Below are 26,415 nucleotides of genomic sequence, written 5' to 3'. Positions count from 1 at the left end.
TGCTGAAACTGGAGGGCCCGATGGTCAAGCGAACGAGTCACAAGGGAACGTCTTGTCCCATAGCACGGCCCTTGGACGCGATCGGAGACTGGTGGTCCCTGCTGATCGTTCGCGATGCTTTCGACGGGCTCGAGCGCTTTGGCGAGTTCCAGAAAAACCTGGGCCTTGCCAAAAACATCCTGACCACGAGGCTTCGCAACCTCGTGGAGCATGGGATTCTCGAGACGGTGCCCGCGTCCGATGGCAGTGCCTATCAAAAGTACGTATTGACGGAAAAGGGCAGGGGGTTGTTTCCGCTGCTCGTGGCGCTCAGGCAGTGGGGCGAGCAATATTTCTTCGAACCGTCCGAATGCCGTGTTTGCCTGGTCGACCGGGAGCATGGTCTACCGGTCAAGCGGCTCGAGCTTCGCTCGCAGGATGGGCGGCTGCTCGGCCCGGAAGACACGGTCGTCAGAACGGTTGACGAGGTACGGCGCCACGTGGCGGAGTTCGCCTCGGAAAAGGACATCTACGAAGCGGACTGACGCCGCCGCTTCGCACGCCCGTTGTCCAATCACAGGTTGCGTCGCCCGGCCGCGGCGGGCATCGAGCTCGCCGCGCGTATCGTCGCGCTTTTGCCCGACATCGTTTCAAAAAGGTAATTCATCAGCTTAATTACCTTTTGCTCATGCGCCGATCATTTGATCGAGTGGCAATGCCGTTGAGCAGTTATCTGTAAATCGAGCGGACTTTTATAATAAGTGTTAGCTTAAAATCGCTCGAATACCGCTATTCCCCCTCGTGTAAAAAGCCTTCGAATTTCATGAAATGACAGTTGCAACTTGCAACTCTATGCCTTATATTGTGCTCGACGTTCGCACCAATAGCCCTCTTGTTGCCTGGCGCGTTGCATGGCTGCACTTCCGTCGGGCTGCGACAATCATGTTGGATTCGTCATGCACATCGTAAAGCTGATGCCTCAGAACGTTGAGGTGATATTACCGAACGGTAGCTCCTTGACAGAACTGGAATTTGAGCTTCATGGTCAGGAATCCGTCCCATTTGGCTGCCGGGCGGGCGTGTGCGGGGCTTGCGTAATTGAGATATTGCAGGGCGTGGATTATCTCGGCGCCAAGGGGAGAGAGGAGCGGGATTTTCTGGAGACGCTCGGATTTCCCGGAGATTCTTTTAGATTGGCATGTCAATGCAGTGTCAATGGAGCGGTGACGATTCGGGCGGCTTCGCAGTAGGTTAACCAGACCAATCTGTTCGGCCGATTTTTCGGCGGTCTCTTCTTTACACCTAAAGGAAGGAATTATGAGCAATCGCGTCAAAAACGCAGGCTTGGGCAATCGCATCCCTTTTCTCAACGCCCAGCGCTCGTTGGAATTGCGCAAGGAAATCGACTCGATTATCGACGCGCAAATCGATAACTGGTACGAAACGGTACCCTACGCCGCTCATCTCGAAGGAAAGAAAGTCGACTCCGAGTATTACCGGCGCCACCTGATCGAAACGGCCTGGCGCATCCGTTTGCTGCGCGTTTCCGAGTCGAAAACGCTCGCGGAAGTGGCCAAGCAAAGCCCCGAGGCGGCGCAGATCTGGGCGAACTACGAGCGCGAGGAGATGCTCCACGACGAGCTCTTCGTTCAGGACCTGGAGCGAGCGGGCGTCTCGCGCGAACAGTTCCTGGCAACCGAGCCGTACCTGTCCACCAAGCTGCTCACCGGGTTCTTCTCCTATCTGCTCGACCACGAGGGTCCGCTTGGCGTGATCGCCTATTCCTACCTCGTCGAGTACGTCAACGTGAAGCTCGAGCCGCGCAAGCTCAAGGCGCTGAAGGATTCGGTCGGCGAAACCAACATCACCGGGCAGATAGCGCATTCGCATACGGATATCAACGACGACCATCCGGGCGAAGTGTGGCAGGCGATCCGCTACCTGCTGCGCAGCGATGAAGATATCGACGCGCTCAAGCGCTATCTGCACGAGCATCAGACGGTCCTCGCCCTGTACTTCAAGGAGCTCTACGAGGACAAGATCGCGCCCGCGTTGAAGGCCGCGGCCTGACCGGCAACGAGGAGACATGGCGATGGCGCACACCGGCGTTCTCATCCTGAGTCATTGCGGATTCTCGTTCGCCGAGGATCTGATCGCGGCAATCAGGTCGCGCGGCCTGCAGCCGTTCGTGCTCAGCTCGCTTCCATTGCCGGAGCACGGCGAAGAACGGCTGAACAAACTGCGGAGCATGGCCGCAGCGGTGCTGGCGAGCGATTCCCACGTGCTCGGGGCCGGGGACGTGGAGCGCGCGATCGCCTCGCTGCAGGCGCAGGGGCATTCGATTCGCGCCTGTATCAGCGTATGGGAGGGCTATCGCGCGCTGATGGCCCACGCGAACATGCTTTTGGGCGTGAGCGATTTGCCGGCTCAGCGAATCGAGTTCCTGCGCGACAAATTCGCCGTGCGCAGCGAGCTGCATCGCACGGGCCTCTCGCGTATCGCGGCGCGCGTGCTCACGCCCGACGTACTCGATGCGCTGAAACGCGACGGCGGCAGATACTTCATCAAGCCGGCGCGCGGTATCGCCTCGTACGGCGCGTTTCGGCTCGCGCCCGATACGACCTGGGCGACGCTCGAAGCCATTGCCGCACACGCGCATGCCGATACGGTTTATGCCTCCGCGCTCGGCGAGACGGTGACGTTCGTCGCCGAGGATTATCTCGGCGGCACCGAGTTCAGCTTCGAGCTGCTGGTATCGCATGGAGACCCGCACGTCTTCGCCATCCACGAAAAGTGCGAGCTGACCGAAGCGAACGGGACAGTGCTCGAAGACAGTTGCACGAGCCCGCCTGCATCGATCTCGGCAGGCAGCGTCGCGGCTGGGCTCGCCTGGCTGCGCGCCGTATTCGCGCAGTTGCAGCTCGACTGGGGCTGCTTTCACGTCGAAGCCCGCTTCGACGGCTCGCGCTGGGACCTGATCGAGATCAACCCGCGCGTTGGCGGCAGCCTCATCTCGCCGAGCGTCAAGTCCCTGAACGGCGAGGCGGGCATGCTCGAGCTCTGGCTCGCGCTCTTGCTCGAGCAGGCCGGCGGTGTTCAGTACGCGGGACTCGCCAATACGTTCCGGCGTCTTGCCTACCAGCAGGACGGCACGCCGCCTACCGCGCTCGCCACGTTCTTTCGTGTCTATTTCGCGGCGCCGGGCCAGATCGACAGCATCGAAGTCCGGCCCGGCACACGGCACCCGGTGATCGAACAGATTCTTCTCAAGGCCGGCGACGTCGTGCCCGATACGCCACGCGAAGCCTTTTTGGGTCAACTGCTCTGGAGCATGACGCGAGCCGAGCGTGACGAAACGCTCACGGCGCTGCTGGCGGAGTCGGCAACGACCATCGACGTTCGTTACCGGACCCCATCTCTCGCTTTGGAGGCTCAATCATGAACATGCCCAGACCTTTGCTGTTGATCGTCGACTACAACCTCACGCGGGTAGCGGACGTCGCACACATCGCGTCGTACGCGCGCGAGCGGCATGGTGCCGACACGATTCTGATCCGTTCGAATCCGAACGAGCGCGATCGTCAGATCTGCCAATATCTGATCGACCTCGATCCGCTCGCCGACGATTTCGTCGAGCAGGCGCTGTATTACCTGAAGCCGTGGCGCGACCGCCTGCGCGCGGGCATGGTGTTCTCCGACAACGCCGTGCAAAGCGGCGCCGCGCTGCTCGAACGGTTGTCGTTGCCGGTGGATTCGTCGGCACTTGCCGCGAATTCGTACAGCAAGCATGCGTATCGCGTGAGCGAGGCGCGCGTACGCGACCTGCTCGAAGCGCAGCAGATCATGGTGCCGGACTGCGTGGAGGTGCGCACCGTCGACGATCTGAGGCGTTTTGCCGACGCCCACCCCAATGGGTTCGTCGTCAAACCGTCGTGCGAGGGCAACAATCGGGGCGTGGTGGTGGTCAAGCGCGGGGACAATCTCGATGCCGCGTTCGCCGCCGTTGCCCCGTATTTGTCGCGCGGCGCCATTTGCGAGGGATTCATACCGTTCTCGCGCGAATTTTCGTTCGACGGTGTCGGGGCCACCGAGTTCATCACGGAGAAGGTCAGCGCGCACGGCCGGTACCCCGTCGAGGTTGCGCAAATCCTGCCGGCGCGAATCACGTCGAGAGAGCGGACGACGATCACGCGTGCCGGGCGGCTGGCCAATGTGCTTGTCGGTCAGCACACGGGGCCGTTCCATAACGAAATAAAGCTCGACGACGCCGGCCTGTGCGCGGCCGTGGTCGAGCCGAACCGGCGGCCGGCGGGTATGAAGATCTGGACCATCGCGGAGCAGGTCTACGGTATCGATTTCTACGCGTTGTGGGTCGATGCCGCTTTCGGCGTGGCGCGCGAGCCGGCTGTCGCCCCGTCGGGGAAGCGGGCCGCCACCGTCATGCTCGGCGTGCCTGTCGACGGCATGCTGACGCCGCCCGATACCGCACAGGGCGAAATCCTGTTCGACCGGACGCTCGCGCGCGCCTCGGCCCTGCTCGGCGCCGAGGCCATCCGCCGGATCGAGTTCGGATGGCTGGGCGAGGGCACACGCTTCATCCCGGCATTGCCTCGCGACAACGCCGATTTTGCCGCGCAAGCCTGTTTGGTCGTCGATAGCGACGCGCAGGACATCCATAGCGTCGTGGCCACCGTCCGCGCGACGTGGCTTTCCGTGCTCGGCGAGTCGCGCCAGGTGTTCGAGCCCGCGCATGCGGCCTCGCTCGCGCGCACGACGCTCGCCGCCGCCTGACCGGAGCAAGCCGATGAACATTCTCGTCCTGCATCGCGTGCCTTATCCGCGAATCGAATACGCCCGCGGCATCGATCACGATCGGCACGAGGTTACCTACTTCGGCGTGCCCGAGCTGCTTGCAACGCTTCCTCACGGGCTGCGTTGCGAGCAGGTCGAGCGGCCGGGCCAGGCCGGCACGTTCGAGGAGGCGCAGGCGTGGCTCACACGCACGCCGCGGAATTTCGACCGCGTGATTGCGCTCTCCGAGTACGACTTGCTCGACGCGGCGCGGCTGCGTGCGTGGCTCGTCGCGCCCGGCCCGACCTACGACGAAGTGCGGCTCGTGCGCGACAAGGTGGCCATGAAGGAGGCGGTCGGCCGCGCGGGCCTGCGCGTGCCGCGATTCGTCGGCCTGCCGGCGCTCGTCGAATCGCCGGGCGCGGCCGGATGGCGCGGCCGGACGGTGCTCAAGCCGCTCGCGGGTGCGTCGAGCGAAGACGTGGTGGTGTTCGAGACGATGGAGGCGGCGCTCGCCGCCATCCGCTCGCGCCGCAGCGGCGTCGCGCGGCTCGACTCCCCAACGCCGGCAACCGGTGGCTACGAGCTCGAGGAGTTCGTGACGGGAGACATTCTGCACTTCGATGGGCTCGTCGCGCAGGGCGATGTACTGACGCTCACGGCAAGCCGCTATATCGGAACGTGCCTGGACTATGCGAACGGCAAGCCGCTCGGTTCGTATCACTTTCCGGTGTCCGCGCCAACGAGTGAATGGGTGAGCGCCGCGCTGCGCGCCGTCGGCATCCGCCAGGGCAGCTTCCATCTCGAAGCAATCGAAAGCGGCGACGAGCTCGTGTTTCTCGAAGTCGGCAACCGCGTCGGTGGAGCCGATGTCGTCGCCACATTCGAGTACGCAACGGGCGTGCATCTGCCGTCCGAAGAACTGCGGCTGCTGATCGATGGGACGCCGTCGCGCCAGTTGCCGCCAACGCAGACCAATGCCCGCTGGCACGGCTGGTTCGTCTTTCCGGGCCATACGCTCGAGGAGGAGACGTACGACGGAATCGCCGGCATCGACGCGTTCCGCGGCGATCCATCGCTCGTGCGCTGGGTGGAGCTGCCCATCGGCGCACAGCTGAAACGCAAGGTGACCTATTCGGCGCACGAGGCGCCGCTGGCCGGCATTGTCGCGCACGAGCGCTGGCAGGCCACGCGCGATTGGATTGGCGCGCTCTTCGCGGCCAGCGGGTCGTCGCGCGAGACAGCGGCCTCGCGTTTGCGCTCGTACACCGAAGCCGCGCACGCGGCACTGCGTTGATTCATCCGCGCATCGACGATGCGCATTTTCATAAATCGATCGACGAGATGGGAGTCAAGACCGTGAGTACGCAACCGCAATGGAACGAGCCGGACCGCTGCAACACGCTCGCCGGCCAAATGGAACTCAATTCGTTTTACCTGAGAGAGCTGGCGCCGCCCAGCGCACCCGAGACGGTGCCGTTGGCCGAGGACTACGCACGCATTCTCGGCTTGGAGACGGCCTGGAGCGACTACGAAGCCTCGCGCGTCGTGCTCGGCGAGTTGCCCTCCAATGCCGACGAGTTCGAGGAGTGGTACGTCGCGCTGCGCAATACGCATCGCAAGGAGGTGGCGCCGTTCTTCGACTTTCTCGCGGAAGAGGCATCGCTGCCGCAGTTGTCGCTTTTCGTTGCGCTGGAGGCCCAGGTGGATGGCCGTTTCGACGACATCATCGCGCTCTCCCAACTGGGCATGGATGGCGACATGAAGCTCGCGCTTGCCGAGAATTTCTGGGACGAAATGGGCCTCGGCGAACTCGACGAAATGCATACGCGCACGTTCATGCGGGCCGCGCCGTATTTCAAGGCTCAGCTCGGCGAGCTCGATCTCGAGGTGGATATGCCTGTGGCCGCGATGAAGAACGGCAACCTGCTGTTGATGTATGCGCTGCGGCGGCAGCACGTAGGCCGTCTGCTCGGCGCGCTGACGCTGCTCGAGCAGACGGTGCCGTACCGCTTCACCCGCATGCTCAAGGGCATGCAGCGCCACGACGTGCCCAAGGAGTTCCGTTACTACCACGAGCTTCATGTGCCGGTGGACGCGAATCATGGCAAGCAACTGGTCGCGCGCGTGCTGCTGCCGCTCGCGCGCAAGAATCCGCGTCTCATCCGGGACCTGTGCGAAGGGTGTCTGATCCGCTACCAGATCGAGAAGGAGTATTACGCGGGCGCGCGGGAGCTGATGAACCGCAAGCTGCATTGAGCAAGCCGTGCCGGGCGGCCGGCGCATGCCGGCGCCCGTCCTTTTGTCGCCACTCTTTCCGTTTTTCAATTTCGCCATGCATCCGACACTTGCCTCCGACCTAGCCAACGTCGATACGCTGCTCGAGCGCACCCGGCAGCACGCGGTTTCGGCGCTCGCCAGTCTCGACGACCGTCCAGCCGCGCTCGCCCCGCCGGCGGCGAACGTCCGCCCGTTGCCCGAAGAGGGGGCCGGACTCGAAGGCGCGCTGTCCGAGTTCGCCGAACGCTGGGCGGCCGGGTTTTCCGGCAGCGCGGGCCCGCGCTATCTCGGCTTCGTTACGGGCGGCGCGACCCCCGCGTCGCTGGCCGGCGATTGGCTCACGAGCGTCTACGATCAGAATCCGACCGCCGGCATCGATAGCGCGGCGCCCGATCTCGAGCGCGAGACGGTTGCCCGGCTGAAGGAATTGTTCGGGCTCGGCGAGGCGCAGCAGGGCGTGTTCGTGACGGGCGCCACCATGTCGAATCTCGTGGGGCTCGCAATCGGCCGCGAGTGGCTCGGCGAATGCAAGCAGGTTCGCGTATTCGAGCAGGGCGTGGCGGCGCTCGGCCCGGTACGCGTGCTTTCGGCCACGCCGCATTCGAGCATCTACAAGTCGCTTTCGATGCTCGGCATCGGCCGCAACGCCGTGCAGAAGATCGCGACGCTGCCGCAGCGGGAAGCGATCGATGTCGATGCGCTCGAAAATGCGCTGGCGGCGCTCGGCGGGGAGCCGGCCATCGTCGTCGCGAGTGCCGGCACCGTCAATACGGTCGACTTCGACGATCTGGCAGCCATCGCGGCGCTCAAGCAGCGTTATCCGTTCTGGCTGCACGTGGATGCCGCGTTCGGCGCGTTCGTGGCGCTCGCCCCCGATTACGCGCGGCTCGTCGATGGCCTCGACCTCGCCGATTCGATCTGCATCGACTTGCACAAATGGCTCAACGTGCCGTACGACGCCGCCGTTCAGTTCACGCGCCGGCGCGACCTGCAGGTACGCGTGTTCCAGAACAGCGCCGCGTATCTCGGCGTGCCTGCGGAAAACCCTGATTTCGTGCATTTGACGCCGGAAAACTCGCGGCGGCTGCGTGCGCTCGCCACCTGGTTTTCGCTGGCCGCCTATGGCCGTGCGGGCCATGCGGAGATCGTCGCGCGCAACATCGCGCTGGCACAGGTGCTCGGCGAGAAGATCAGCGCGGATCCGGGTTTTCGGCTGCTGGCACCGACGCGGGTCAACGTCGTTTGCTTCACGCTCGCGAGCGAGCCCGACGAGGCGCGCATCAACGCCTACGTGCGCGCCGTGCGCGATCTGGGCGACGTGTTCGTGACGAGCACCGTGTATGCCGGCACCTGGGGGTTACGCGTCGCCTTCACGAACTGGCGCACGGGCGAGGCGGACGTGCCGCGCATTTTCGAGTCTCTGAGAAAGGCGCTCAACGCCGTATCGCGGTAACGCAAGCATGACCGACCGGCGGATTGGCGCGGCCGCGGGCTCGCGCGCCACGGTTCTCTTTACCCTTCGTTCCAACCCGAGACTGGTGAGACCATGAGCATAATCGTTGGCGTTTCCGCGCATTATCACGACTCTTCCTGTTGCATCCTCAAGGATGGGAAGCTCATTGCCGCGGCCGAAGAAGAACGCTTCTCGAAAGTGAAGCACGACAACAGCATCCCCACGGGCGCATTTCGTTATTGCCTGCGCGAAGCGGACGTCTCGATCAAGGACGTCGATTGCATCGCGTATTACGAGGATCCGTACAAGAAGGCGTCGCGCCAGATCGCAACGAATCTGTCGGACCTGCTGCAAAACCCGCGGCGCCGTTTCAAGGTGGACCCGGAGCGGGCCGAGCGCGACATTCGGCAAAGCCTCGGCTTCGACGGGACGATCGAGTATGTGGACCACCACCTGTCGCATGCGGCCAGTTCGTTTTTCTACTCCGGATTCTCGGAGGCCGGGCTGCTGACCGTCGATGGCGTCGGCGAATGGGCGACCACCACTTATGGTCTCGGCCAGGGCGAACGGATCGATCTCTTCGAGGAGGTGGCCTTTCCGAACTCGCTCGGCCTGCTTTACAGCACGATCACGGCCTATCTGGGCTTCGACGTGAATGACGCCGAATACAAGGTCATGGGGCTTGCGCCCTACGGCCGTCCGCTCTACGTCGATCAGGTCAAGCGTCTGCTCGAAATGGACGCGCGCGGGCAGTACCGGCTCAACATGGAGTACTTCGATTTCCTCAACGGCGACCGCATGTACTCCGACCGCCTGCCCGAACTCTTCGGCGAGGCGCCGCGCGAGCCCGAATCGGATCTGGAGTCGTTCCACAAGGATCTGGCGGCGAGCCTGCAGCGCACGCTCGAAGATATCCTGCTCGCGAAGGCGCAGTATTTGCACGACACGCATCCCGTCGACAATCTCTGCATGGCTGGCGGCGTCGCGCTCAATTGCGTCGCGAACGGGCGCGTGTTGCGCGAGGGGCCTTTCAAGCGGCTGTTCGTGCAGCCGGCCGCGAGCGATGCGGGCGGCTCGCTCGGCGCCGCCGCGGTAGCGCACGTGCGCCTCACGGGCGAGCGCCCCGAACTCAAGCCGCTGCCGCACGCCTATCTCGGCCCGAGCTATTCGAATCGCGAGATTCACAAGGCGGTGAGCGCGGTGTTCCCGGACACGTCGATCGTCGACTGCACCGACCGGCCGGAGGCGCTCATCGCCGAAACCGCGCAGCGGCTCGCGGACGGCAAGGTCATCGGCTGGTTCCAGGGGCGGATGGAGTTCGGCCCGCGGGCGCTCGGCTCGCGTTCGATCATCGCGGACCCGCGCCGTCCGGAAATGCGGGATCGGATCAACGCGCTCGTGAAGATGCGCGAAGCGTTCCGGCCCTTCGCGCCCGCGGTGCTGGAGTCGAAGGCCGCCGAGCATTTCGATCTGGATCATGCGTCGCCGTTCATGCTCGAGACGTGTCAGGTGGTGTCGCGGCTGTCGCTGCCGGCGATCACCCACGTCGATGGCTCGGCCCGCGTGCAGACCGTGACCGAAGCCAGCAATCCGCGCTTTCATGCATTGCTGACCGAGTTCGACCGGCTGACCGGATGCCCGATCCTGCTGAACACCTCGTTCAACATGCGCGGCGATGCGATCGTGCTCGATCCGGTGGATGCGATCTGGTGCTTCGTCGTGTCGGACATCGACGCGCTCGTGATTGGCGATTACATCGTCGATCGTGGCTTCAGACTCGACACCTGGTCCAAGCTCAAGGAGATCTTCAGTGCGCGCTCGGCAAAAAAGCGCGCGGTGCCCGAGTCGGTCAACGTCTATACGTTCCTGTAATCCACCGGAGCGCGCAGCATGGGCCACGTTCGATCCTGGGTGATTCGGCAAACCCTCTGCTTCGACAGCGCGCATCATGCGTTTGTCCATCGCGATATGGAGATCACCGGCGGGCGTATCAGCGCCATGCTGCCCGCCGGCACGTCGACGCTCACCGACGGCATGGACGGGTCGCGGCTCGTCTGCACGCCGGGCGTCGTCGGTATCGGCGCAGCCGGTGCCACCATGGCCGGGTCCGCACGTTCGGCCTGGCCGGCGTGCGTGACCTCGGTCGGCGTGCATGGCGCCACGATGCGCGAAATGTCGGCGGCCATGCCGGCGGCGCCCCTGCGCACGGTGGCGCTGCTGCGATTCGGCGGGAACTACCTGGAGCAGGTCAACGGCTTTCTCGACTGGTTCCTCCAAGCGTCGCGAGGCCGCGAGCGAACGGACGCGCGACGCCCGCTGACCGTCATGCCGGTGCTCGAAACGGGCACGCTCATGTCCGCCACGGAACTCGTCGAGTTTGCGAAGTTCGCGAAGACGATGGGCGCGCGAGTCGGCGTGCGGCTCGCGCCGACGCTCGACGAGGCGCTCGAATTTCGCGCGCGGTTTTACTGCGCCGAAAGCGCGCTGATCGCCTACCTGCTGCCCGACGACAAGGATGTCACCGTGTTTGGCGCAGCCGGGATCGATAGGCGCGATGTCGGGCTGCTGAGGCGGATGCGGTGTGCGGTTTCGATGGCCGTTCCCGGGGGCGGGGAGGCGGCCGGTCAGTGGCGCGCATATGCACCGCTTTTCGCGCAAGGTCTTGCCGCATGGCACTTGAGCGCTGAGGCCGCACCGACGTTTCTGGCCCAGCTCGCACAGCTTGCGCCGGCCGCGCAGCTCGATTGCTATGCGGATGCGTTGACGCGCGCGGCCGCGGCGGCGCTGGGGCTTGCCGACGTCGGCTCGCTCGCCCCCGGCATGCGAGCCGACGTATGCGTGTTCGAGCGCGACGCCGCGGACGACTATCGCACCGGCAGTGCGGCGTTGTTGACGTTGCTCGCGACGCGCCGGCCCGCTTTCACGATCGTCGATGGCGGGCAAATGCAGGATGGTGTAGCCGCGGCCGCGGGCACCGGCGCGCAAGCCCGTACGGAACTCGCGGCGTCATATGCGTGAGCGGCTGGCAGGCGCGGTGCACCGCTTCATCGCCTCACTCGATCAATGCGTGCGCCGACGATGCCGTGCGACGCACTGAAGGTTCACACGTTCATGTCAACGACGGGAGTAATCAACATGGCAGACAATTCGATACGGCAGGAACTGAGCGGCCGGTTTGCGGAACTGCTCAGGCAGGACAACGCGGCGTTGTCGGTGCTGCAGCTACTCAGCCACGACGCGGCGCGTGTCGATTCGCACGGCTCCGATCATTGGTCAGGCCCGTTTGCCGCGCTCGGCGAGGACTTCGCCAGCCTGAAGGGGCAGGCCGCCGAGAAGCGGGCGGTCAGCATCTGGGAAGAAGACGAAGAGACCGGCGAATTCGTTCGCGCTCGCAAGCATATCGACCTTTGGCGCTTTTGCGCGGACGTCGAGCGCATCGGCAAGAAGGGCGACAAGAAGCGCATCGTTCTTCTGGGCGAATCGGTCGCACGCGGATTTTTCTTCGATCCCGTTTATTGCCCGGCCAAGGTGCTGCGCGAACAGCTCACGGCTTGCGGCGAGCCTGTCGAGGTGATCGATCTGGCACAGAGCAACTGCGACCCGTGGTGGCTCTCGAAGATCGCCGCTTCGGTGCCGTTGCTCGAGCCCGATGCGGTCGTCGTGTTCGCCGGCAACAACTGGCGTGTCGGCGCGCTGGCCAATACGTCGGTCGACGCGTTCATCGGCGATGGCGAGCTCATCGAAGCGCGCGATGGTTTTGCCAAGATCCTGAAAAAGCAACTGGGCGGCCTCGAGCAGTTCGCGACCCATGTCGTCAGGCAGTTGGGCGCATCGCTGATGCCGCTCGGCGTGCCGGTGGTGTTCGCGATTCCCGAGATCAACGTGGCCGATTGGACCGGCGCGCCGGCAGGATCGCTCGACGTTCCGCTCATGTCCGCCGATGATACCCAGGCGTGGGTCCGCGCCTACGAAGCCGCGCGACGGGCGGTGCAAAGCGGAGATTTCGCGGCGGCCGAGCGTTACGCGTCGAACGCGATCGGTCTCGATGGCGGCACCTCTTCGGCCAGCCTCGACTTGCTGGCCCGTGCGCAGCGAGGCTTGGGCAAGCGCAGCCAGGACGTGTACGAAACGCTGCGCAAGAGCCGCGACATCATCGAGGATACGCGCGTGGTACCGGGCATCTTCGTCAACGTGGCCGACGCGATTCGCCGCGTCGCGCCGGAACTGGGTGCGGCCGTCGTCGATCTGCCGCAGCTTTTCGGCGATCTCTACGAGCATGAAATCCCGGGCCGGCGTCTTTATCTCGACTTCTGTCACCACACTTCGGAAGGCATGCGCGTGGCCATGGCCGCTGTTTCGCAAAAGCTGCTGCCCGCATTGTTCCGCAAGGAGGCCGGCCTTCGCGACCTGATCGATGCGGCATCGCGGCCCGAGCCGGAGCACGAGGCGTGGGCCCATCTGCTTGCCGGCATTCACAATGCGCACTGGGGCCAGGATCCGGAAATCTGCAGCTATCACTTGCGCAAGGCGCGCGAATACCATCCGGGAATCGCGGCCGATATCGCGCTCGTCTACGACGCGTACCGCCACCAGACGCCCACGGTGCTGCTGCCCGCGTTCGACCGGATCGTCAAGAACGACATTGCGGAGGTGTGTCTCGTCGGATATAGCCCGCTCGCGCGCGGCGTGATCAAGGAGCATGCGCTCTTGCGCGCGATCGAGAGCGCGTTTCCCGAGGTGGTGTCCGCGGCGCCGGGGCCGGAACTCTCGATCGGCGAAGTCGACGAGATCGATTTGCTGCAATCTCACTCGATGGAGCTGACCGATCGCAACCGCTGGTATCGGCGCGCTTACGCCGCGGCCTATGGGGTCGAGAGCCGCTTTACATTCTGCTGCGCGTCGCCGCAGGATCTGGCCATCGACGTCACGTCGCGTCTGCCGGGGGCCACGCAGTCGGGCGACGTCGTGGTCGAACTGAACGGCAAGCCGATCATGCAGGCCACTTTGAAAGACGATTGGACAGCATTGCGCACGCGTGCGAGCGCGGGTATCGTCAATCGCGGTTTCAACGAACTGACGATTCGCTGGCCCAATGTGTCGCGCAAGGATGCCCGCCCGCGCCTGCGAAGGGACTTCGAGGCAGGCCACAAGGTGGATATCCGCACGCAATTCGGCCAGTTGCACGACCTGCGCGTGGCGGCAGCCGCATGAGACCGAACCGGCGCCGCGTCGTGCGAGGGTCGGGCGGGGCGATGCGGCGCCGGCCGCGATGCGAACACGCGAGGGGCACGGAGCGAACATGGTGACGAACGAGCGGGTCTGCCTGATCACCGGCGTGGGCGATGCGACGGGCGCTGCAATTGCCCGGCGTTTCGCGCGGGACGGTTACCGCGTGGCGATGCTGGCACGCAATCGCGAGAGGCTGGCGCGCCTGGAGCAGGAGATTGCCTTGGCGGCTGCCTTCCCGTGCGACGTATCCGATCCCGATCGGCTCGAAGCCGTGATCGATCGGGTGCGTGGCACGATGGGCAAACCGTCGGTGGTCGTCCACAACGCCGTGTCGGAAACGTTCGCGACGTTCCTGGAGGGCGACCCCGCCTCGCTCGAGCGCAACTTCCGCGTCAATACCACGGCGTTGCTGCATCTGGCGCGCGCCTGCGCTCCCGACATGATCGCGGCCGGCGAAGGCGCCATCGTCGTCACGGGCAATACGGCATCGCTGCGCGGCAAGCCGAACTACGCGCTGTTCGCGCCGACGAAGGCCGCGCAACGCGTGCTCGCGGAGGCGCTGGCGCGCGACCTGGGCCCGAAGCGTGTTCACGTCGGCTATCTGATGATCGATGCGGTCATCGATGCCGCGTGGTTGGGTGACGACGGGCGCACGCGGCCGTCCTGGGCCGAGCCGCCGGCCGGCTGGCCGTTCTCGCGAGACGAATATTTCGCGCAGCCCGATGCCATCGCGGACGAAGTGTTTCATATTGCTCATCAACATCCCTCCGCCTGGACCTTCGACTATACGATCAGGCCATTTGCCGAGCGGTGGTAGATCCGCACGCTCGTCGCGAGCTCACCGTCACCCTGCTCGAGCCGGCGATGCGGCCGGCCGCCGCCGCATCCGCCGCGTACTCCCCTCCCGCGGTTTGTCCTCCTCCTTCGCGCCAGGCACGGCCCTTGCCAGTGCCCGGACGCTGCCTATACTTGGAAAACTCCGACGAAACGGCTAGCATGAGTCGGCCCAGTCGCATGGGGCGCCATGCTTCGCGCGGCGGTGCGGAGCGAAGAACGAAAATTGCTGCACCGATGCAGCGGCGTCCGTTACGCGCCGCGATGAGCCGCGGATGCGCATGGCGGCAGCCGTGCGGCTGCTCCGTGTCCGTATCCGCATCCGTATCATCCTTGTCCGATCCCGTGGTGTCGGGCGCCGGCTCGACCCGGACAAGCACTCGAGGAGGCGCGCATGGTGGATCAGGTTGGGCAGCGCGAGTCGCTGACGTTGATGCATCAGATGGGGTTGTCGAGCGCTGCGATCGAGCGCCGCAAACAGATCGTCGGCCTCGAGCCGGCCGATATCAAGCGCATCGAGACGATCAAGGATCTCGTGCTGGGCCGGGCGGAGGATTACGCCGCAGCCTTCTTCGATCATCTCGCGAGTCTCGACGAGGCACGGCCGCTCCTTGGCAATCGCACGTTCCTCGAGCGCGCAAAGCGTTTGAAAGTCAAGCATCTGCAAGCGCTGGCGGCGGGCGACTACGGGGCCGACTATGTCGAGCAACGCGTGGAGCTGGGCTTGCTCTACGCTGCGGCGGGCCTCGATATGCGCGTGTTCCTGGGCGCGTTCCACCGCCTGTTGAAAGTGATCGGCGCCGACGTCATGAAGCGTGCCGGCGAGGCGGGCGACGGCGCCTTCGATGCCTTCATGTCGCTGACGAAGGTCGGTTTTTTCGACATCGCGCTCATCATCGATGTGCTCGTGTTCGAGCGGGAACGAATCATACGCCAGCAGCAGGAAGCGATTCGCGAGCTGTCCACGCCCGTGCTTCAGTTGCGCGAGCGACTGCTGTTGCTGCCGATCATCGGCGTCATCGATACCTACCGCGCGCGCCTCATTACCGAGAGTCTGCTCGAGGCCATCCGCACGAACCGCGCGAGGGCCGTCGTGATGGACATCACCGGCGTGGCGACGATCGACTCGCGCGTGGCCAACCATATCCTCCAGACGGTGACGGCGGCCCGGCTGATGGGCGCGCGCGTGATCGTGACGGGCATTTCGGCGGCGGTCGCGCAGTCGCTCGTCTCGCTCGGCATCGAGCTCGGCGGGCTCGACACGGTGGGCGACCTGCAAGGCGGCATCGAGCTTGCCGAGCGCAATCTCGGCTACCGGGTGACGCATGGGGAGCCGGTCGACGCCGACCTCGGGGCAGGGGCCTGATACCGTGTCCGTTCCCATCCTCAAACAGGCAGACGTGCTGATCGCATCGATCCAGTCCGCACTCTCGGATCAGGATCTCGTTCAGCTTCGCGACGACTTCGCCGAGAAGATCGGGCGCTTTCGCACGCGCGGGGTGATCATCGACGTGACGGCGCTCGACGTGCTCGATTCCTTCGCCACGCGTACGCTGCGCGGCATTGCCTATGTATCGAAGCTGCGTGGCGCCACGACGGTCGTCGTCGGCATTCAGCCCGAGGTCGCGTTCGCCATGGTTCAGCTCGGGCTGACGCTCGACGGTGTCGCGACCGCGCTCGACCTCGAGGAAGGTCTTGCATACCTGCGTACGACAGCAGGCGGGAGCATCCCCCATGCCGGATGAAATCCGTGTGCCCATCGAGCACGAGGAGGACGTCGTCATCGCTCGGCAAAAAGGGCGTGAGCTGGCTGCGGAAACGGGCTTTTCGAACACCGATCGGACCATCATCGCGCTCGCGATCTCCGAGATCGCCCGCAACATCGTGAGCTACGCTCGCCGGGGCGAGATCACGCTGCGCCGCGTCGAGGAAGGCATGCGCGTGGGCGTGGAAATCGTCGCCGAAGACGAAGGGCCCGGGATTCCCGACATCGAGCTTGCGATGCGCGACGGTTATTCGACGGCGCGCAGTCTCGGCGTGGGCCTGCCGGGCACGAAGCGGATCATGGACGAGTTCGAGCTGACGTCCACGGTCGGCAAAGGCACGACCGTAAGGATGAAAAGGTGGCTGCGATGAGCGACCCTCCCGCGCCGCGACAGGCTGTCATCGAATGGGGCTGGGCGGGCCGTGCGCTCGAGGAACCGTCGGGCGATGCGCATGCCGTCGTCGAGTGCCGCGGCGGGGCGGTGGTGGCGCTGCTCGATGGCCTGGGGCATGGCTTCGAGGCAGCCGAAGCGTCCCGGGCAGCGATTCCGGTGATCGAAGCCCACGCGGGCGAACCGGTCGACGCGCTCGTGCAGCGCTGCCACGAGGCGTTGCGCAAGACGCGCGGTGCCGTCATGAGCGTAGCGTGGTTCGATGTGCTCGATTCGTCGCTGACATGGGTGGGCGTGGGCAACGTCGACTGCGTATTGATCCGCGCGCTGAGAATCGGGCAATCGCGTAATGAAGCCATCTCCACGCGCGGCGGCGTGGTGGGTTACCGTTTGCCCTCGTTGCGCGTCGATCGCATCGCGGTCTCGCGCGGCGACGTCCTCGTCATGGCGACCGACGGCATCCGGAGTACGTTCGGCGCCGGGGTGAGCCCGCATGCCGCCGCGCAGGAGATCGCCGAATCGGTCCTGACCGGCTACGCGAAAGGCAACGACGACGCTCACGTCGTCGTCGCGCGCTATCTCGGAGCGGATCCATGACAGCGCGGCGCGAGGCGCTCCGCGCGGAATATCTTGCCGCGCTGCGAGGCTACGTTGAAGCGGGGAGCGAAACCGAGCTTTCGCGTGCCTATGAAATCGGCCGTCGGGCGATGGCCGAGGGCATCGGCTTGCTCGAGATGGCCGCCTTGCACCGGATGGCGCTCGATGCGCTCGTGCTGCCGGCGGCGCCGGCCGATCAGCTCGAGCTCGTGGATGCCGCCGATGCCTTCTTCAACGAACTGCTGGCGCCGTTCGAGCTTTCCATCGAAGGCTACCGCGCCGCGCTGACGGCGAGCGAAGAGCGCTTCCAGTTGGCCGTGAGCTGGGCCGCCGCGGGGGTGTGGGATTGGAATCCCCGGACGGGCGAAGTGTACTTCTCGCCCCACTTCAAGCGGATCATGGGATATGAGGACGACGAGCTGCCGAACGAACGGCAAGCGCACTGGGGGGCGATCCATCCGGACGACTTGGGACGGGTCGAGCAGGCGCTGAGCGCGCATCTCGACGAGCGCCGCAGCTACAACGTCGAGTACCGGGTGCGTACGAAATCGGGCGAGTTTCGCTGGGTGCACTCGCGCGGGCAGGCGCTCTGGAACGAAGCGGGGCTGGCCTATCGGATGGTCGGCTGGATCATGGACATCACCGAGCGCAAGCGCGACGAGGAAGCGCTGAGGGCATCGCGCGAAGAATTGCGGCGCTTGTCGGCGCATATCCAGCACGTTCGCGAAGAGGAAAAGGCGCGCATTGCCCGCGAGTTGCACGACGATCTCGGGCAGCAGCTCACGGCCTTGAAGATGGCGACGTCATTGCTCGAGTACGGCGGCGGCAGGCAGCCGTCACCGCCCGAGAGTGCGCTCAAAGGCATCTATGGGATGATCGACGAACTGATCCATTCCGTGCGGCACATCGCGGCCGACCTGCACCCGCCCATGCTGCAGGATCTCGGGTTGATACCCGCCATCGAGGTGCTGGCCGACGAGTTCGCGGCGCGCTATCGCATTCGCGTGGTTCGCCACATCGACGCGGATGCGATTGCATTCAACCGCGAATGCCGGATCGACATGTATCGGATGGTGCAGGAAGCGTTGACGAATGTGGCTCGCCATTCGAGGGCGACGGAAGTCGTACTCGACATCGTGCGCGAGGACCCGAACTGCATCGTGCGGATTGCCGACAACGGCCGCGGCGCGACCAGCGGCGGGCCGAGAGCCCGGCACTCGTTCGGACTGCTCGGCATGCGCGAGCGCGCCGCGCTGCTCGGTGGCGAAATCCGTATCCGGACTGCGCCCGGTGCGGGATTCGTGTTGACGGCAGTCCTGCCGCTCGCGTTCGTGGAAGCGAAAGTGTGACTCACAAGACCTCGTCTTCCCATTGGGTCAGCGTGACCGTCACGCCTGCGCCGGGCGCGGACTCGATCGCGAATTCGTCGACGAGACGCTTCGCACCCGACAGCCCCAAACCGAGGCTGCCCTTCGTCGAATAGCCATCCTCGATGGCGCGCGCAATATCGGGGATGCCGGGGCCGTCGTCGCGGGCGACCACGACGATGCCGCGCCGCATGCCGTCGGTCACCGCGGAGAACGCCACCTGGCCTCTGCCAGCGTGCACGACGATGTTGCGGGCGATCTCGGAGACAGCCGTGGCAAGCGCCGCCGCCCGTGCAGGCCCGAGCCCCTCGCGCGCGGCGAGATCCTGAACGGCCCGGCGCGCCCAGGCGACATCGGACGCACCGCTGATGAATACCCGGTCCGTTTGACCCAGTGTGCGGTGGCTCGTCATGATGCCCGCCCGACGACCAGCATGTTGTGGTTGCCCATCTCGCGCCAAACCCTGATGGAGTGTGTGCATCGTACCACCGCGGCGCCGCTGGCCCTTGCACCGGGCGGCGCTGCCGTCGGTATCTCGCACTGGCACCGGTGCCACGCGTGCGCGCCGGCCGCCGACGTGTAAACTAGCGGGTTTTTGTCCAGCCAGTATGGAGAACGCCTCGCGGCCCAGCGCTTTGCGCGGCCCGACCCTGATTCGCTTGCTCGCCAGGCTGGCCGACGCCGACGTACCCGAGCCCGAGCAATCGATCTCGCAGCGTCTGAGCGAATGGCTCGACTGGACCGACGCAATCGCGCTGTCCACGGCGCTGAGCGCACCCGCGGCCATGCCGGCGGGGGGCGCGCAAGCTGCCCCGCCGGCCGGCGGCGCGGACACGGGCGAATGCCTGCGGCTGCGCCAGCAACTCACGCGCGTGATCGTCGAAGACAGTGCCTTCGCGGGCCTGCGGCAACGGAGCGGCGGGGCGCGGGCGGCGCATCCGGCAGCCATAGGGGAGCCTGACGCCGCGGCGGATTTTGCGTTTTTTCGCCAGCGCTATTTGTCGATGCAGCAGGCCATGGAAACGGGTGTAAGCCATCTTCGCGGCCGCCTGCGGCGCATGCTCGCTGCCGGCGAGCCACGTATGGCGCGGCTTGCGTGGGTGGATGCCGCGATGGAGCAGGCGCTGGGCGCGCGCGAGCAGATGCTGCTTGCCGGGCTGCCCGCGCTGCTCGCCCGGTATTTCGAGCGGCTTCGCCAGGGGGAACAGCAGGCGCTGGCGCAGGCCGCGGCCGACGCTTGCGCCGAGACCGTGCCGGTCGCGGCCGGCACCTGGCTCGACGTCTTTCGCAAAGACATGCAAAGCCTGCTGCTGGCCGAATTGGATCTTCGTCTACAACCGGTCGAGGGGCTGCTCGCGGCTCTTCGTACCTGCTAACTGGGATCGTATGTCCAGACGTCTTACTTATCTCGTCGTGTTTCTGGCCGGCTTGGCGGCCGTCTGCTGGATCGGTGCGGGTTACGTCACGTCCAACCCGCTCGCATTCGCCGTTACGCTGTCGATCGCAGCCTGCTATGTGACCGGCGCGGTCGAACTGCATCGCTATCGACAAGCGACCTCGAGCCTGGCGGCGGCTGTCGCGTGCCTTGCCGATCGTGCTCCGGTGCTTGCGACATGGCTCGAGCAAATGCACCCGAGCCTGCGCAACGCCGTGCGTCTGCGCGTGGAAGGCGAGCGCGTGCCTTTGCCGGCGCCGGCGCTCGCGCCGTATCTCGTCGGCCTCCTCGTGCTGTTGGGCATGCTCGGCACGCTGCTCGGCATGGTGGTCACGTTGAAGGGAACGGGGGCGGCGCTCGACAGCGCGACGGATCTGGAGGCGATTCGTGCCTCGCTCGCGGCGCCGATCACGGGGCTCGGGTTCGCATTCGGCACGTCGATTGCCGGCGTGGCCACTTCGTCGATGTTGGGGCTGATGTCGGCACTGAGCCGCCGCGAGCGCGGCGAGGCCGCGCAATGGCTCGACATGAGGATCGCGACGACCTTGCGTGTGCATTCGCCGGCGCACCAGCGCGAAGAAGCGCTGAAGCTGCTGCAGCAGCAGGCGGCCGTGATGCCGGCGCTCGTGGATCGCCTGCAGGCCATGATGGTAACGATCGAACGGCAGAGCGAGACGCTGAGCGAGCGGCAGGCCGCGAGCCAGGACGCGTTCCACGGCCGTACGGAGGCCGCGTATCTGCGTCTGGCCTCGTCGGTCGAGCGCGCGTTGAAGCAAAGCGTCGAAGAAAGCGCACGTGCGGCGGGTGCCGCGCTCGCGCCCGTGGCGCAGGCGACGATGGCAGGGCTCGCGAGCGAGAGCGCCGCGCTGCGCGATACGGTCGCGCAATCCGTGCAGCAGCAGCTCGATGCGCTCTCGACGGGCTTCGAGGCGTCCACCGCCCGAGTGGCGACGATCTGGGACGAAGCGCTCTTGGAGCAGCGGCGCTCGAGCGAGGCGCTCTCGCAACGCCTGCGCGACGCCCTCGATCGGTTCAGCGACCGTTTCGACGAGCGATCGCGCGGCCTCGTCGACGCGGTGGCGGTGCGCATGGACACGCTCGCGCGCGGCATGTCCGATACATGGACCGAGGCGCTGTCGCACCAGGCGCAAACAGGCGAGCACCTGGCGCAGCGCAACGAGCGCGCGCTCGAAGGCGCCGCAGAGGCATTCAGGCAGCACTCGACTTCGCTGCTGCGCGACCTGAGCGAGGCGCACACGGGCTTGCAGGCGGAGCTCGCGGCGCAGGATGCGCACCGGCTCGCGGCGTGGTCCGAGACGCTTGCCAAGCTCGCCGGGACGCTCGGCGAGCAGTGGGAGCAGGCCGGTGCGCGCACGGCAAGCCAGCAGCGGGAAGTCTGCGATCTGCTGGAGCGAACCGTGCGCGAGATATCGGCTCAGACGCAAGCGCATGCGAATGCGACGATCGCCGAGATCTCGGGACTCGTGCAGGCTGCCTCGGAAGCGCCGAAAGCCGCCGCCGAAGTCGTGGCCGAACTGCGCGCGAAACTCTCGGACAGCATGGCACGCGATACCGCCATGCTGGAGGAGCGCAGCCGTTTGCTCGCGACCGTCCAAACCTTGCTCGACGCGGTCAACCATGCCAGTAACGAGCAGCGCACGAACGTCGAGGCGCTCGTGGCCACGTCGGCCGAGTTGCTCGACCGCGCGGGCAAGCGGTTCAGCGAACAGATCGAGGCGCAGGCAGGGCAGTTGGGCGCCGTAGCAGCGCAAATGACGGGCAGCGCCGTCGAGGTGGCCAGCCTCGGCGAAGCATTCGGACAAGCCGTGCGCGTGTTCGGCGAGTCGAGCGATCAACTCCTCGCGCAACTGCGGCGCATCGAGGGCGCGCTCGACAAGTCGCTGGCGCGCAGCGACGAGCAGCTTGCCTATTATGTTGCCCAGGCGCGCGAAGTGGTCGACCTCAGCATGAGGGCGCAAAAGCAGATCGTCGAAGAGCTGCAGCAGGTGGCCGCGCGCAGCACGTCGGCCGGAGCGGAAGCGGCATGAGCGAAGAGATCGACGGCGGCCTGGAAGCCGGCGCTCCCGTCTGGGCCGCTTTCGGCGATCTGATGTCGGTGCTGCTCGGCGTATTCGTGCTGATTCTCGTGAGCGTCGTGGGCGTGGAAGTGCAGCTCTCGACGCAGCTGCGTGCCGAGGTCAAGGAACGGCAGGCCGAAGCGCAGCGCCGCAAGACGCTGGAGCAGGCGCTGGCCGGGCCCCTGGCGGCCGGGCGCGTCACGCTCGCGAACGGCCATATCGGCATCAGCGGCAGCCTGCTTTTTGCGCTGAACTCCGATCAACTGCAGCCCAAGGGGCGCGATCTGCTGAAAAGCCTGGCCAAGCCGCTTGCCGCGTACCTGCAAGGCCACGACGAGGCGCTCATGGTCAGCGGGTTCGCCGACGACAGGCAGGTGCGTGAAGGCAACGCGCGCTTCGCCGACAACTGGGAGCTGTCTGCCAAACGTGCGCTGACCGTCACGCGCGCGTTGATCGACGAAGGTGTCCCGGCGAAGTCTGTGTTTGCCGCCGCATTCGGCTCGGAGCAGCCCGTCAGCTCGAACGCCGACGAAGCCGGCCGCGCCTTGAACCGGCGAGTGGAAATTGCGCCGGTGCCGCGGCAGGCAGCCGCCACGGTGAAGTCGCGTGGATAACGGCAAGTCGCGGGTGCGAGCGCAGCTGGACGTGTGGCGTGCGTCCGGGGCCGACCGTATGGATCGGCTTCGCTTCGATCTCATCGATGCGATGGAGCGGCGGACGGCCGGCTACGGCGGCGAGCCGCGCAAGGTTCTCGACGATAAGCTCGCCCGGCTCGTCGAGGCTTACGCGGCCGACCTGGAGCGCACGTGCGCCGAGGCCCGGTGCAACGCCGGCCAGGACGCCGCCGCGGCTTGCGCCGATACCGGTGCGGACATCGGGCGCGGCCGGCAGGCGCGCGGGCCGCTCGGCGAATTGGCGGACAAACTTTCGAGCCGATGGCCCGCAAGCGGCCAGGACGATACCGAACGAGGCGGACGAGCGCAAGCGGGCGTGGAGCCGCCGACCGACGTGGTCGATTATTTCCGGGGCGTCTGGTCGAAGGTCAGCACCGAGCGGCAACTGCGTCAATCGTTGGAACAGGTGCCAGGAAATGCGGGTCCGTTGAACTCGAACAGCCTCGTTTATCGGGCGCTTATGCTCATGCGCGAGCTGTCTCCCGATTATCTCCAGCGGTTCATGGCATACGCCGATACGCTGTCCTGGATGGAGCAAATGAGCGGCGGTCTGGTGATGCCCGGCAGGGATGCGGCGCGTGCCGTCGGGGGCAGGAAGCCCCCGAAAGCTAAATCGCGATAGCCACCGGCGTGCGGGGCCCCGCTTACGCGACGGCCCTGACAGCACCATGGCCCGCGAGCGCACATTGACGAAATTTCATCAACGTTTCCGTTGAGGGCCGTGCCCGACAAGCCTATGTTTGATCGCATTGGCGCGCGACCGATCGCCGCGCAACGACTCGAACAAGGAGACAACGGGTGTCGAACACGCAGAACTGCTCGCGCGACTCGGACACGCGCCATGGGGCGTATCGGCTGATTGGCGGCGCGGGCGACGCGGCGCATGCAGCGGGCCTCGTGAATGCGGTTTGGTACAAATGCCCGGTGCCGCGCGCGACGATGAAATCGCTGATGCAGCGTCACGACGCACGTGCCATCGCCGATACCATCGTCTGGTATGCAGCAATTGCCGCGAGCGGCGTATGGGCGTGGCTCGCGTGGCGTGCCGATTCGCTTTGGGCGATTCCGGCATTTTTCGCTTACGGAACGCTCTATTGCAGCCCGGCGGATTCGCGCTGGCACGAATGCGGGCATGGCACCGCCTTCAAGACCCGCTGGATGAACGACGTGCTGTATCAGCTCGCTTCGTTTCAGGTCTTTCGCCGCGCGACGGTTTGGCGCTGGAGCCATGCGCGGCATCACACCGACACGCTCGTGGTCGGGCGCGACCCGGAAATCGCCGCGCCGCGGCCGACCGACTGGTTTGGGCTGCTGCTCAACGTCTTTGCGCTCAAGCACGTTTCGAAAGAGCTGCCGAAGATGGTGTCGAACGCGTTCGGCAACATCGGTGCGGAGGACAAGACCTTCGTGCCGGAATCGGAATGGCCGAAGGCCGTGCGCGAAGCCCGCATCATGCTTGCGATTCATGCGGCCGTGATCGCCGCGAGTGTGGCATCGCATTCGGTCCTGCCGCTCCTCTATATCGGACTGCCGAGCCTTTACGGCGCGTGGCTCTATCTCTACCTGGGGTTGACGCAGCACGCCGGCTTGCCCGAGAACGTCCTCGATCACCGCAAGAATTGCCGGACGGTGAAGATGAATTCCGTGTTCCGCTTTCTCTACTGGAACATGAATTACCACATCGAACACCACATGTTCCCCATGGTGCCGTTCCATGCTCTCGAGCGTCTGCACGAAATCGTCAGGGACGATATGCCGCCGCCTTATCCGAGCACGCTGTCGGCCTACGCCGAGATCATTCCCGCGCTGATGCGGCAAACGCGCGACCCCTCGTATCACGTGATACGGCCCGTGCCGGAAACATCGCGGATGTAAGCCGGGCCGACGAATCCGGCTTCGATTTCAGTTCATAACAAGGACAGGAGACACGACATGACCGATTGGATCGACACAGTCGCATTCGACGAAATCGACGACGAAGACGTGGTGCGCTTCGATCATGCGGGGCGTACGTTCGCCATCTATCGTGTCGACGACGAGGTGTACGCGAGCGACGGGCTTTGCACCCACGAACACGTCCACCTTTGCGATGGCCTCGTAATGGGCCACGTCATCGAGTGCCCGAAGCACAACGGCCGTTTCGATGTGCGCGACGGGCGTCCGCTCGGCGCGCCGGTTTGCGAAAAGCTGAGGACCTACCCCGCGAGAGTCGAGGGTGGCCGCGTCCTGATCGAGATCTGATGTCATGGCGGGCGAACGAGTCATGGCGATCGTGGGCGCCGGCCACGTCGGCGGACGCGCCGCGCAAGCGCTTCGCGAGGCGGGCTGGCGCGGAGGCATCGCGCTCATCGGCGCGGAGTCTCATCTGCCCTACGAACGGCCCCCGCTTTCGAAGGATCTGCTGACGGCGCAGCGCGAGCCCGGGCAATGCGGATTGCGTCCTCCGGGCGCGTGGCAGGAGGACGGCATCGAACACATCGTTGCGACCGTGCAGTCGTTCGATCCGCACGAGCAAACGGTCCGGCTTCATGGCGGCCGGCAGATCGATTACGAAGCGTTGCTGTTGGCAACCGGCGGGTACGCACGGCCGCTCGCCATTCCCGGCGCGCGCGGCACCGGCGTGCATGGCCTGCGCACGCTCGACGACGCGATCGGCATCCGCCGGCGCCTCATTCCCGGCGCGCGCATCGTCGTGATCGGCGGAGGCTTCATCGGACTCGAAGTGGCCGCGTCGGCACGTGCGTGCGAATGCGAGGTGACGGTGGTCGAGGGCGCCGTGCGCCTGATGGGACGCGCAGTGCCCGAGCCGATCGCGGCGCGTGCCCGCACGCTGCACGAGCACAACGGCGTACGGCTCGTATTGGGCGCAGCGCCGTGCGCGATCGAGCCGCAAAGCGACGGCTCGATCGTCGTCAGGCTTCAAACCGGCGACGAATTGCGCGCCGATACGGTGATCGTCGGCATCGGAATCGAGCCGGCCGATGCGCTGGCACGCGCGGCAGGCCTCGATGTGGAGCGAGGGATCGTCGTGAGCGACGCGCTGGAAACGTCTGCGCGCAACGTCTATGCAGCAGGCGACGTGGCCGTGTTCCCGAGCCGCTTCGGACCGCACCGCATACGTCAGGAAACCTGGCACAACGCCGAGACGCAAGCGCGGGCGGCAGCCCGAAACATGCTCGGGGCACGAGCGGCGTATCGCGAGTTGCCGTGGTTCTGGTCCGATCAGTACGACCATCAGCTACAGGTTGCGGGCGAGCCCGCACTCGGCAAGGACTCGGTCGTGCGCCCGATCGGCGGCGGCGCGGAGATTCATTTTCATTTCGAGCGAAATGGCCGCGCGAACAACGGTCGTACAGCCAACGGCCGCCTTGTCGGGGCCAGCGGATTCGGCCCGGCGAGTGCGCTCGCACGCGAAATGAAACTGGCGCGCATGCTTGTCGATTGCGAGGCCGCCGTTACGCCGGCGCAACTCGTCGATCTCGACGTCAACCTCAAAAGCTTGTTGCGAGAACGGCGCAATCCGTGACCGATCTCATCGATCG

General features: G+C 65.5%; 25 protein-coding genes. 24 read left to right on the top strand and 1 reads right to left on the bottom strand.

The genetic code is table 11. The features are described 5' to 3' along the window. The first annotated feature begins 20 nt into the window (after positions 1-20). The 17 genes from U0034_RS21125 to U0034_RS21045 all read left to right on the top strand — a co-directional run bounded on the left by U0034_RS21125 (position 21) and on the right by U0034_RS21045 (position 18,668). On the top strand, positions 21-524 hold the full coding sequence (locus U0034_RS21125) for a winged helix-turn-helix transcriptional regulator (RefSeq protein WP_085225500.1): 504 nt from the start codon (positions 21-23) through the stop codon (positions 522-524). A 366-nt stretch (positions 525-890) separates the two neighbouring features. After that, complete coding sequence (locus tag U0034_RS21120) at positions 891-1,229, top strand: 2Fe-2S iron-sulfur cluster-binding protein (RefSeq protein ID WP_233211907.1); 339 nt, start codon at positions 891-893, stop codon at positions 1,227-1,229. A gap of 67 nt (positions 1,230-1,296) precedes the next feature. Further along, positions 1,297-2,049 (top strand): iron-containing redox enzyme family protein, encoded by a 753-nt coding sequence (locus U0034_RS21115; RefSeq protein WP_085225083.1) that lies wholly within the window; start codon positions 1,297-1,299, stop codon positions 2,047-2,049. 16 nt (positions 2,050-2,065) lie between these two features. Next, on the top strand, positions 2,066-3,421 hold the full coding sequence (locus tag U0034_RS21110; protein ID WP_233211906.1) for an ATP-grasp domain-containing protein: 1,356 nt from the start codon (positions 2,066-2,068) through the stop codon (positions 3,419-3,421). Further along, the gene (locus U0034_RS21105; protein ID WP_233211905.1) at positions 3,418-4,770 is read left to right on the top strand and encodes an ATP-grasp domain-containing protein; all 1,353 of its coding nucleotides are present in this window, start codon (positions 3,418-3,420) and stop codon (positions 4,768-4,770) included. The genes U0034_RS21110 and U0034_RS21105 overlap by 4 nt, the downstream gene beginning before the upstream one ends. A gap of 13 nt (positions 4,771-4,783) precedes the next feature. Next, complete coding sequence (locus tag U0034_RS21100; protein WP_085225508.1) at positions 4,784-6,067, top strand: ATP-grasp domain-containing protein; 1,284 nt, start codon at positions 4,784-4,786, stop codon at positions 6,065-6,067. A 47-nt stretch (positions 6,068-6,114) separates the two neighbouring features. Further along, entirely contained in the window at positions 6,115-7,029 is a 915-nt protein-coding gene (locus U0034_RS21095) for an iron-containing redox enzyme family protein (protein WP_102622950.1), read from the top strand. Between the two features lie 25 nt (positions 7,030-7,054). Further along, positions 7,055-8,503, top strand: coding sequence for a pyridoxal phosphate-dependent decarboxylase family protein (locus U0034_RS21090; RefSeq protein WP_244951893.1), 1,449 nt, complete (start codon positions 7,055-7,057; stop codon positions 8,501-8,503). 93 nt (positions 8,504-8,596) lie between these two features. Next, positions 8,597-10,375, top strand: coding sequence for a carbamoyltransferase family protein (locus U0034_RS21085; RefSeq protein ID WP_085225085.1), 1,779 nt, complete (start codon positions 8,597-8,599; stop codon positions 10,373-10,375). Between the two features lie 18 nt (positions 10,376-10,393). Continuing rightward, a complete protein-coding gene (locus tag U0034_RS21080; RefSeq protein WP_085225087.1) occupies positions 10,394-11,521 on the top strand; it encodes a hypothetical protein in 1,128 nt (375 codons plus the stop codon). A 117-nt stretch (positions 11,522-11,638) separates the two neighbouring features. Next, positions 11,639-13,714 (top strand): hypothetical protein, encoded by a 2,076-nt coding sequence (locus U0034_RS21075; protein ID WP_139831116.1) that lies wholly within the window; start codon positions 11,639-11,641, stop codon positions 13,712-13,714. An 88-nt stretch (positions 13,715-13,802) separates the two neighbouring features. Beyond that, on the top strand, positions 13,803-14,549 hold the full coding sequence (locus U0034_RS21070; RefSeq protein WP_085225092.1) for an SDR family NAD(P)-dependent oxidoreductase: 747 nt from the start codon (positions 13,803-13,805) through the stop codon (positions 14,547-14,549). A 411-nt stretch (positions 14,550-14,960) separates the two neighbouring features. Continuing rightward, complete coding sequence (locus tag U0034_RS21065) at positions 14,961-15,932, top strand: protoglobin domain-containing protein (RefSeq protein ID WP_114717905.1); 972 nt, start codon at positions 14,961-14,963, stop codon at positions 15,930-15,932. 4 nt (positions 15,933-15,936) lie between these two features. Continuing rightward, entirely contained in the window at positions 15,937-16,311 is a 375-nt protein-coding gene (locus tag U0034_RS21060) for an STAS domain-containing protein (protein WP_085225517.1), read from the top strand. Further along, positions 16,301-16,702 carry an anti-sigma regulatory factor gene (locus tag U0034_RS21055; RefSeq protein ID WP_085225094.1) on the top strand — a complete coding sequence of 134 codons (402 nt, stop codon included), beginning with the start codon at positions 16,301-16,303 and terminating at the stop codon, positions 16,700-16,702. The genes U0034_RS21060 and U0034_RS21055 overlap by 11 nt, the downstream gene beginning before the upstream one ends. Further along, positions 16,699-17,319 (top strand): SpoIIE family protein phosphatase, encoded by a 621-nt coding sequence (locus tag U0034_RS21050; RefSeq protein ID WP_085225096.1) that lies wholly within the window; start codon positions 16,699-16,701, stop codon positions 17,317-17,319. Before U0034_RS21055 ends, U0034_RS21050 begins: the two co-directional genes overlap by 4 nt. After that, on the top strand, positions 17,316-18,668 hold the full coding sequence (locus U0034_RS21045; RefSeq protein WP_085225098.1) for a PAS domain-containing protein: 1,353 nt from the start codon (positions 17,316-17,318) through the stop codon (positions 18,666-18,668). Before U0034_RS21050 ends, U0034_RS21045 begins: the two co-directional genes overlap by 4 nt. A gap of 1 nt (position 18,669) precedes the next feature. On the opposite strand, the gene U0034_RS21040 is transcribed toward U0034_RS21045, so the two are convergent. Next, the gene (locus U0034_RS21040; RefSeq protein ID WP_085225100.1) at positions 18,670-19,098 is read right to left on the bottom strand and encodes an anti-sigma regulatory factor; all 429 of its coding nucleotides are present in this window, start codon (positions 19,096-19,098) and stop codon (positions 18,670-18,672) included. A 196-nt stretch (positions 19,099-19,294) separates the two neighbouring features. On the opposite strand from U0034_RS21040, the gene U0034_RS21035 reads away from it, so the two are divergent. From U0034_RS21035 to U0034_RS21005, 7 genes are all read left to right on the top strand, one after another. Continuing rightward, complete coding sequence (locus tag U0034_RS21035) at positions 19,295-20,062, top strand: DUF3348 domain-containing protein (RefSeq protein WP_085225102.1); 768 nt, start codon at positions 19,295-19,297, stop codon at positions 20,060-20,062. A gap of 10 nt (positions 20,063-20,072) precedes the next feature. After that, a complete protein-coding gene (locus tag U0034_RS21030) occupies positions 20,073-22,169 on the top strand; it encodes a DUF802 domain-containing protein (RefSeq protein WP_085225104.1) in 2,097 nt (698 codons plus the stop codon). Then, positions 22,166-22,813, top strand: a complete 648-nt coding sequence (locus U0034_RS21025) for an OmpA family protein (protein ID WP_085225106.1) — start codon at positions 22,166-22,168, stop codon at positions 22,811-22,813. The genes U0034_RS21030 and U0034_RS21025 overlap by 4 nt, the downstream gene beginning before the upstream one ends. After that, entirely contained in the window at positions 22,806-23,495 is a 690-nt protein-coding gene (locus tag U0034_RS21020) for a DUF2894 domain-containing protein (RefSeq protein ID WP_085225108.1), read from the top strand. The genes U0034_RS21025 and U0034_RS21020 overlap by 8 nt, the downstream gene beginning before the upstream one ends. A gap of 176 nt (positions 23,496-23,671) precedes the next feature. After that, positions 23,672-24,748 carry a fatty acid desaturase family protein gene (locus U0034_RS21015; RefSeq protein WP_085225110.1) on the top strand — a complete coding sequence of 359 codons (1,077 nt, stop codon included), beginning with the start codon at positions 23,672-23,674 and terminating at the stop codon, positions 24,746-24,748. A gap of 57 nt (positions 24,749-24,805) precedes the next feature. Continuing rightward, positions 24,806-25,114 carry a MocE family 2Fe-2S type ferredoxin gene (locus tag U0034_RS21010; RefSeq protein ID WP_085225112.1) on the top strand — a complete coding sequence of 103 codons (309 nt, stop codon included), beginning with the start codon at positions 24,806-24,808 and terminating at the stop codon, positions 25,112-25,114. Between the two features lie 4 nt (positions 25,115-25,118). Then, a complete protein-coding gene (locus tag U0034_RS21005) occupies positions 25,119-26,399 on the top strand; it encodes an NAD(P)/FAD-dependent oxidoreductase (protein ID WP_085225114.1) in 1,281 nt (426 codons plus the stop codon). Positions 26,400-26,415: the final 16 nt, after the last annotated feature.

Source organism: Trinickia caryophylli (assembly GCF_034424545.1).
Lineage (GTDB): Bacteria > Pseudomonadota > Gammaproteobacteria > Burkholderiales > Burkholderiaceae > Trinickia > Trinickia caryophylli.
This window is presented reverse-complemented; position numbering and strand designations above follow the sequence as displayed.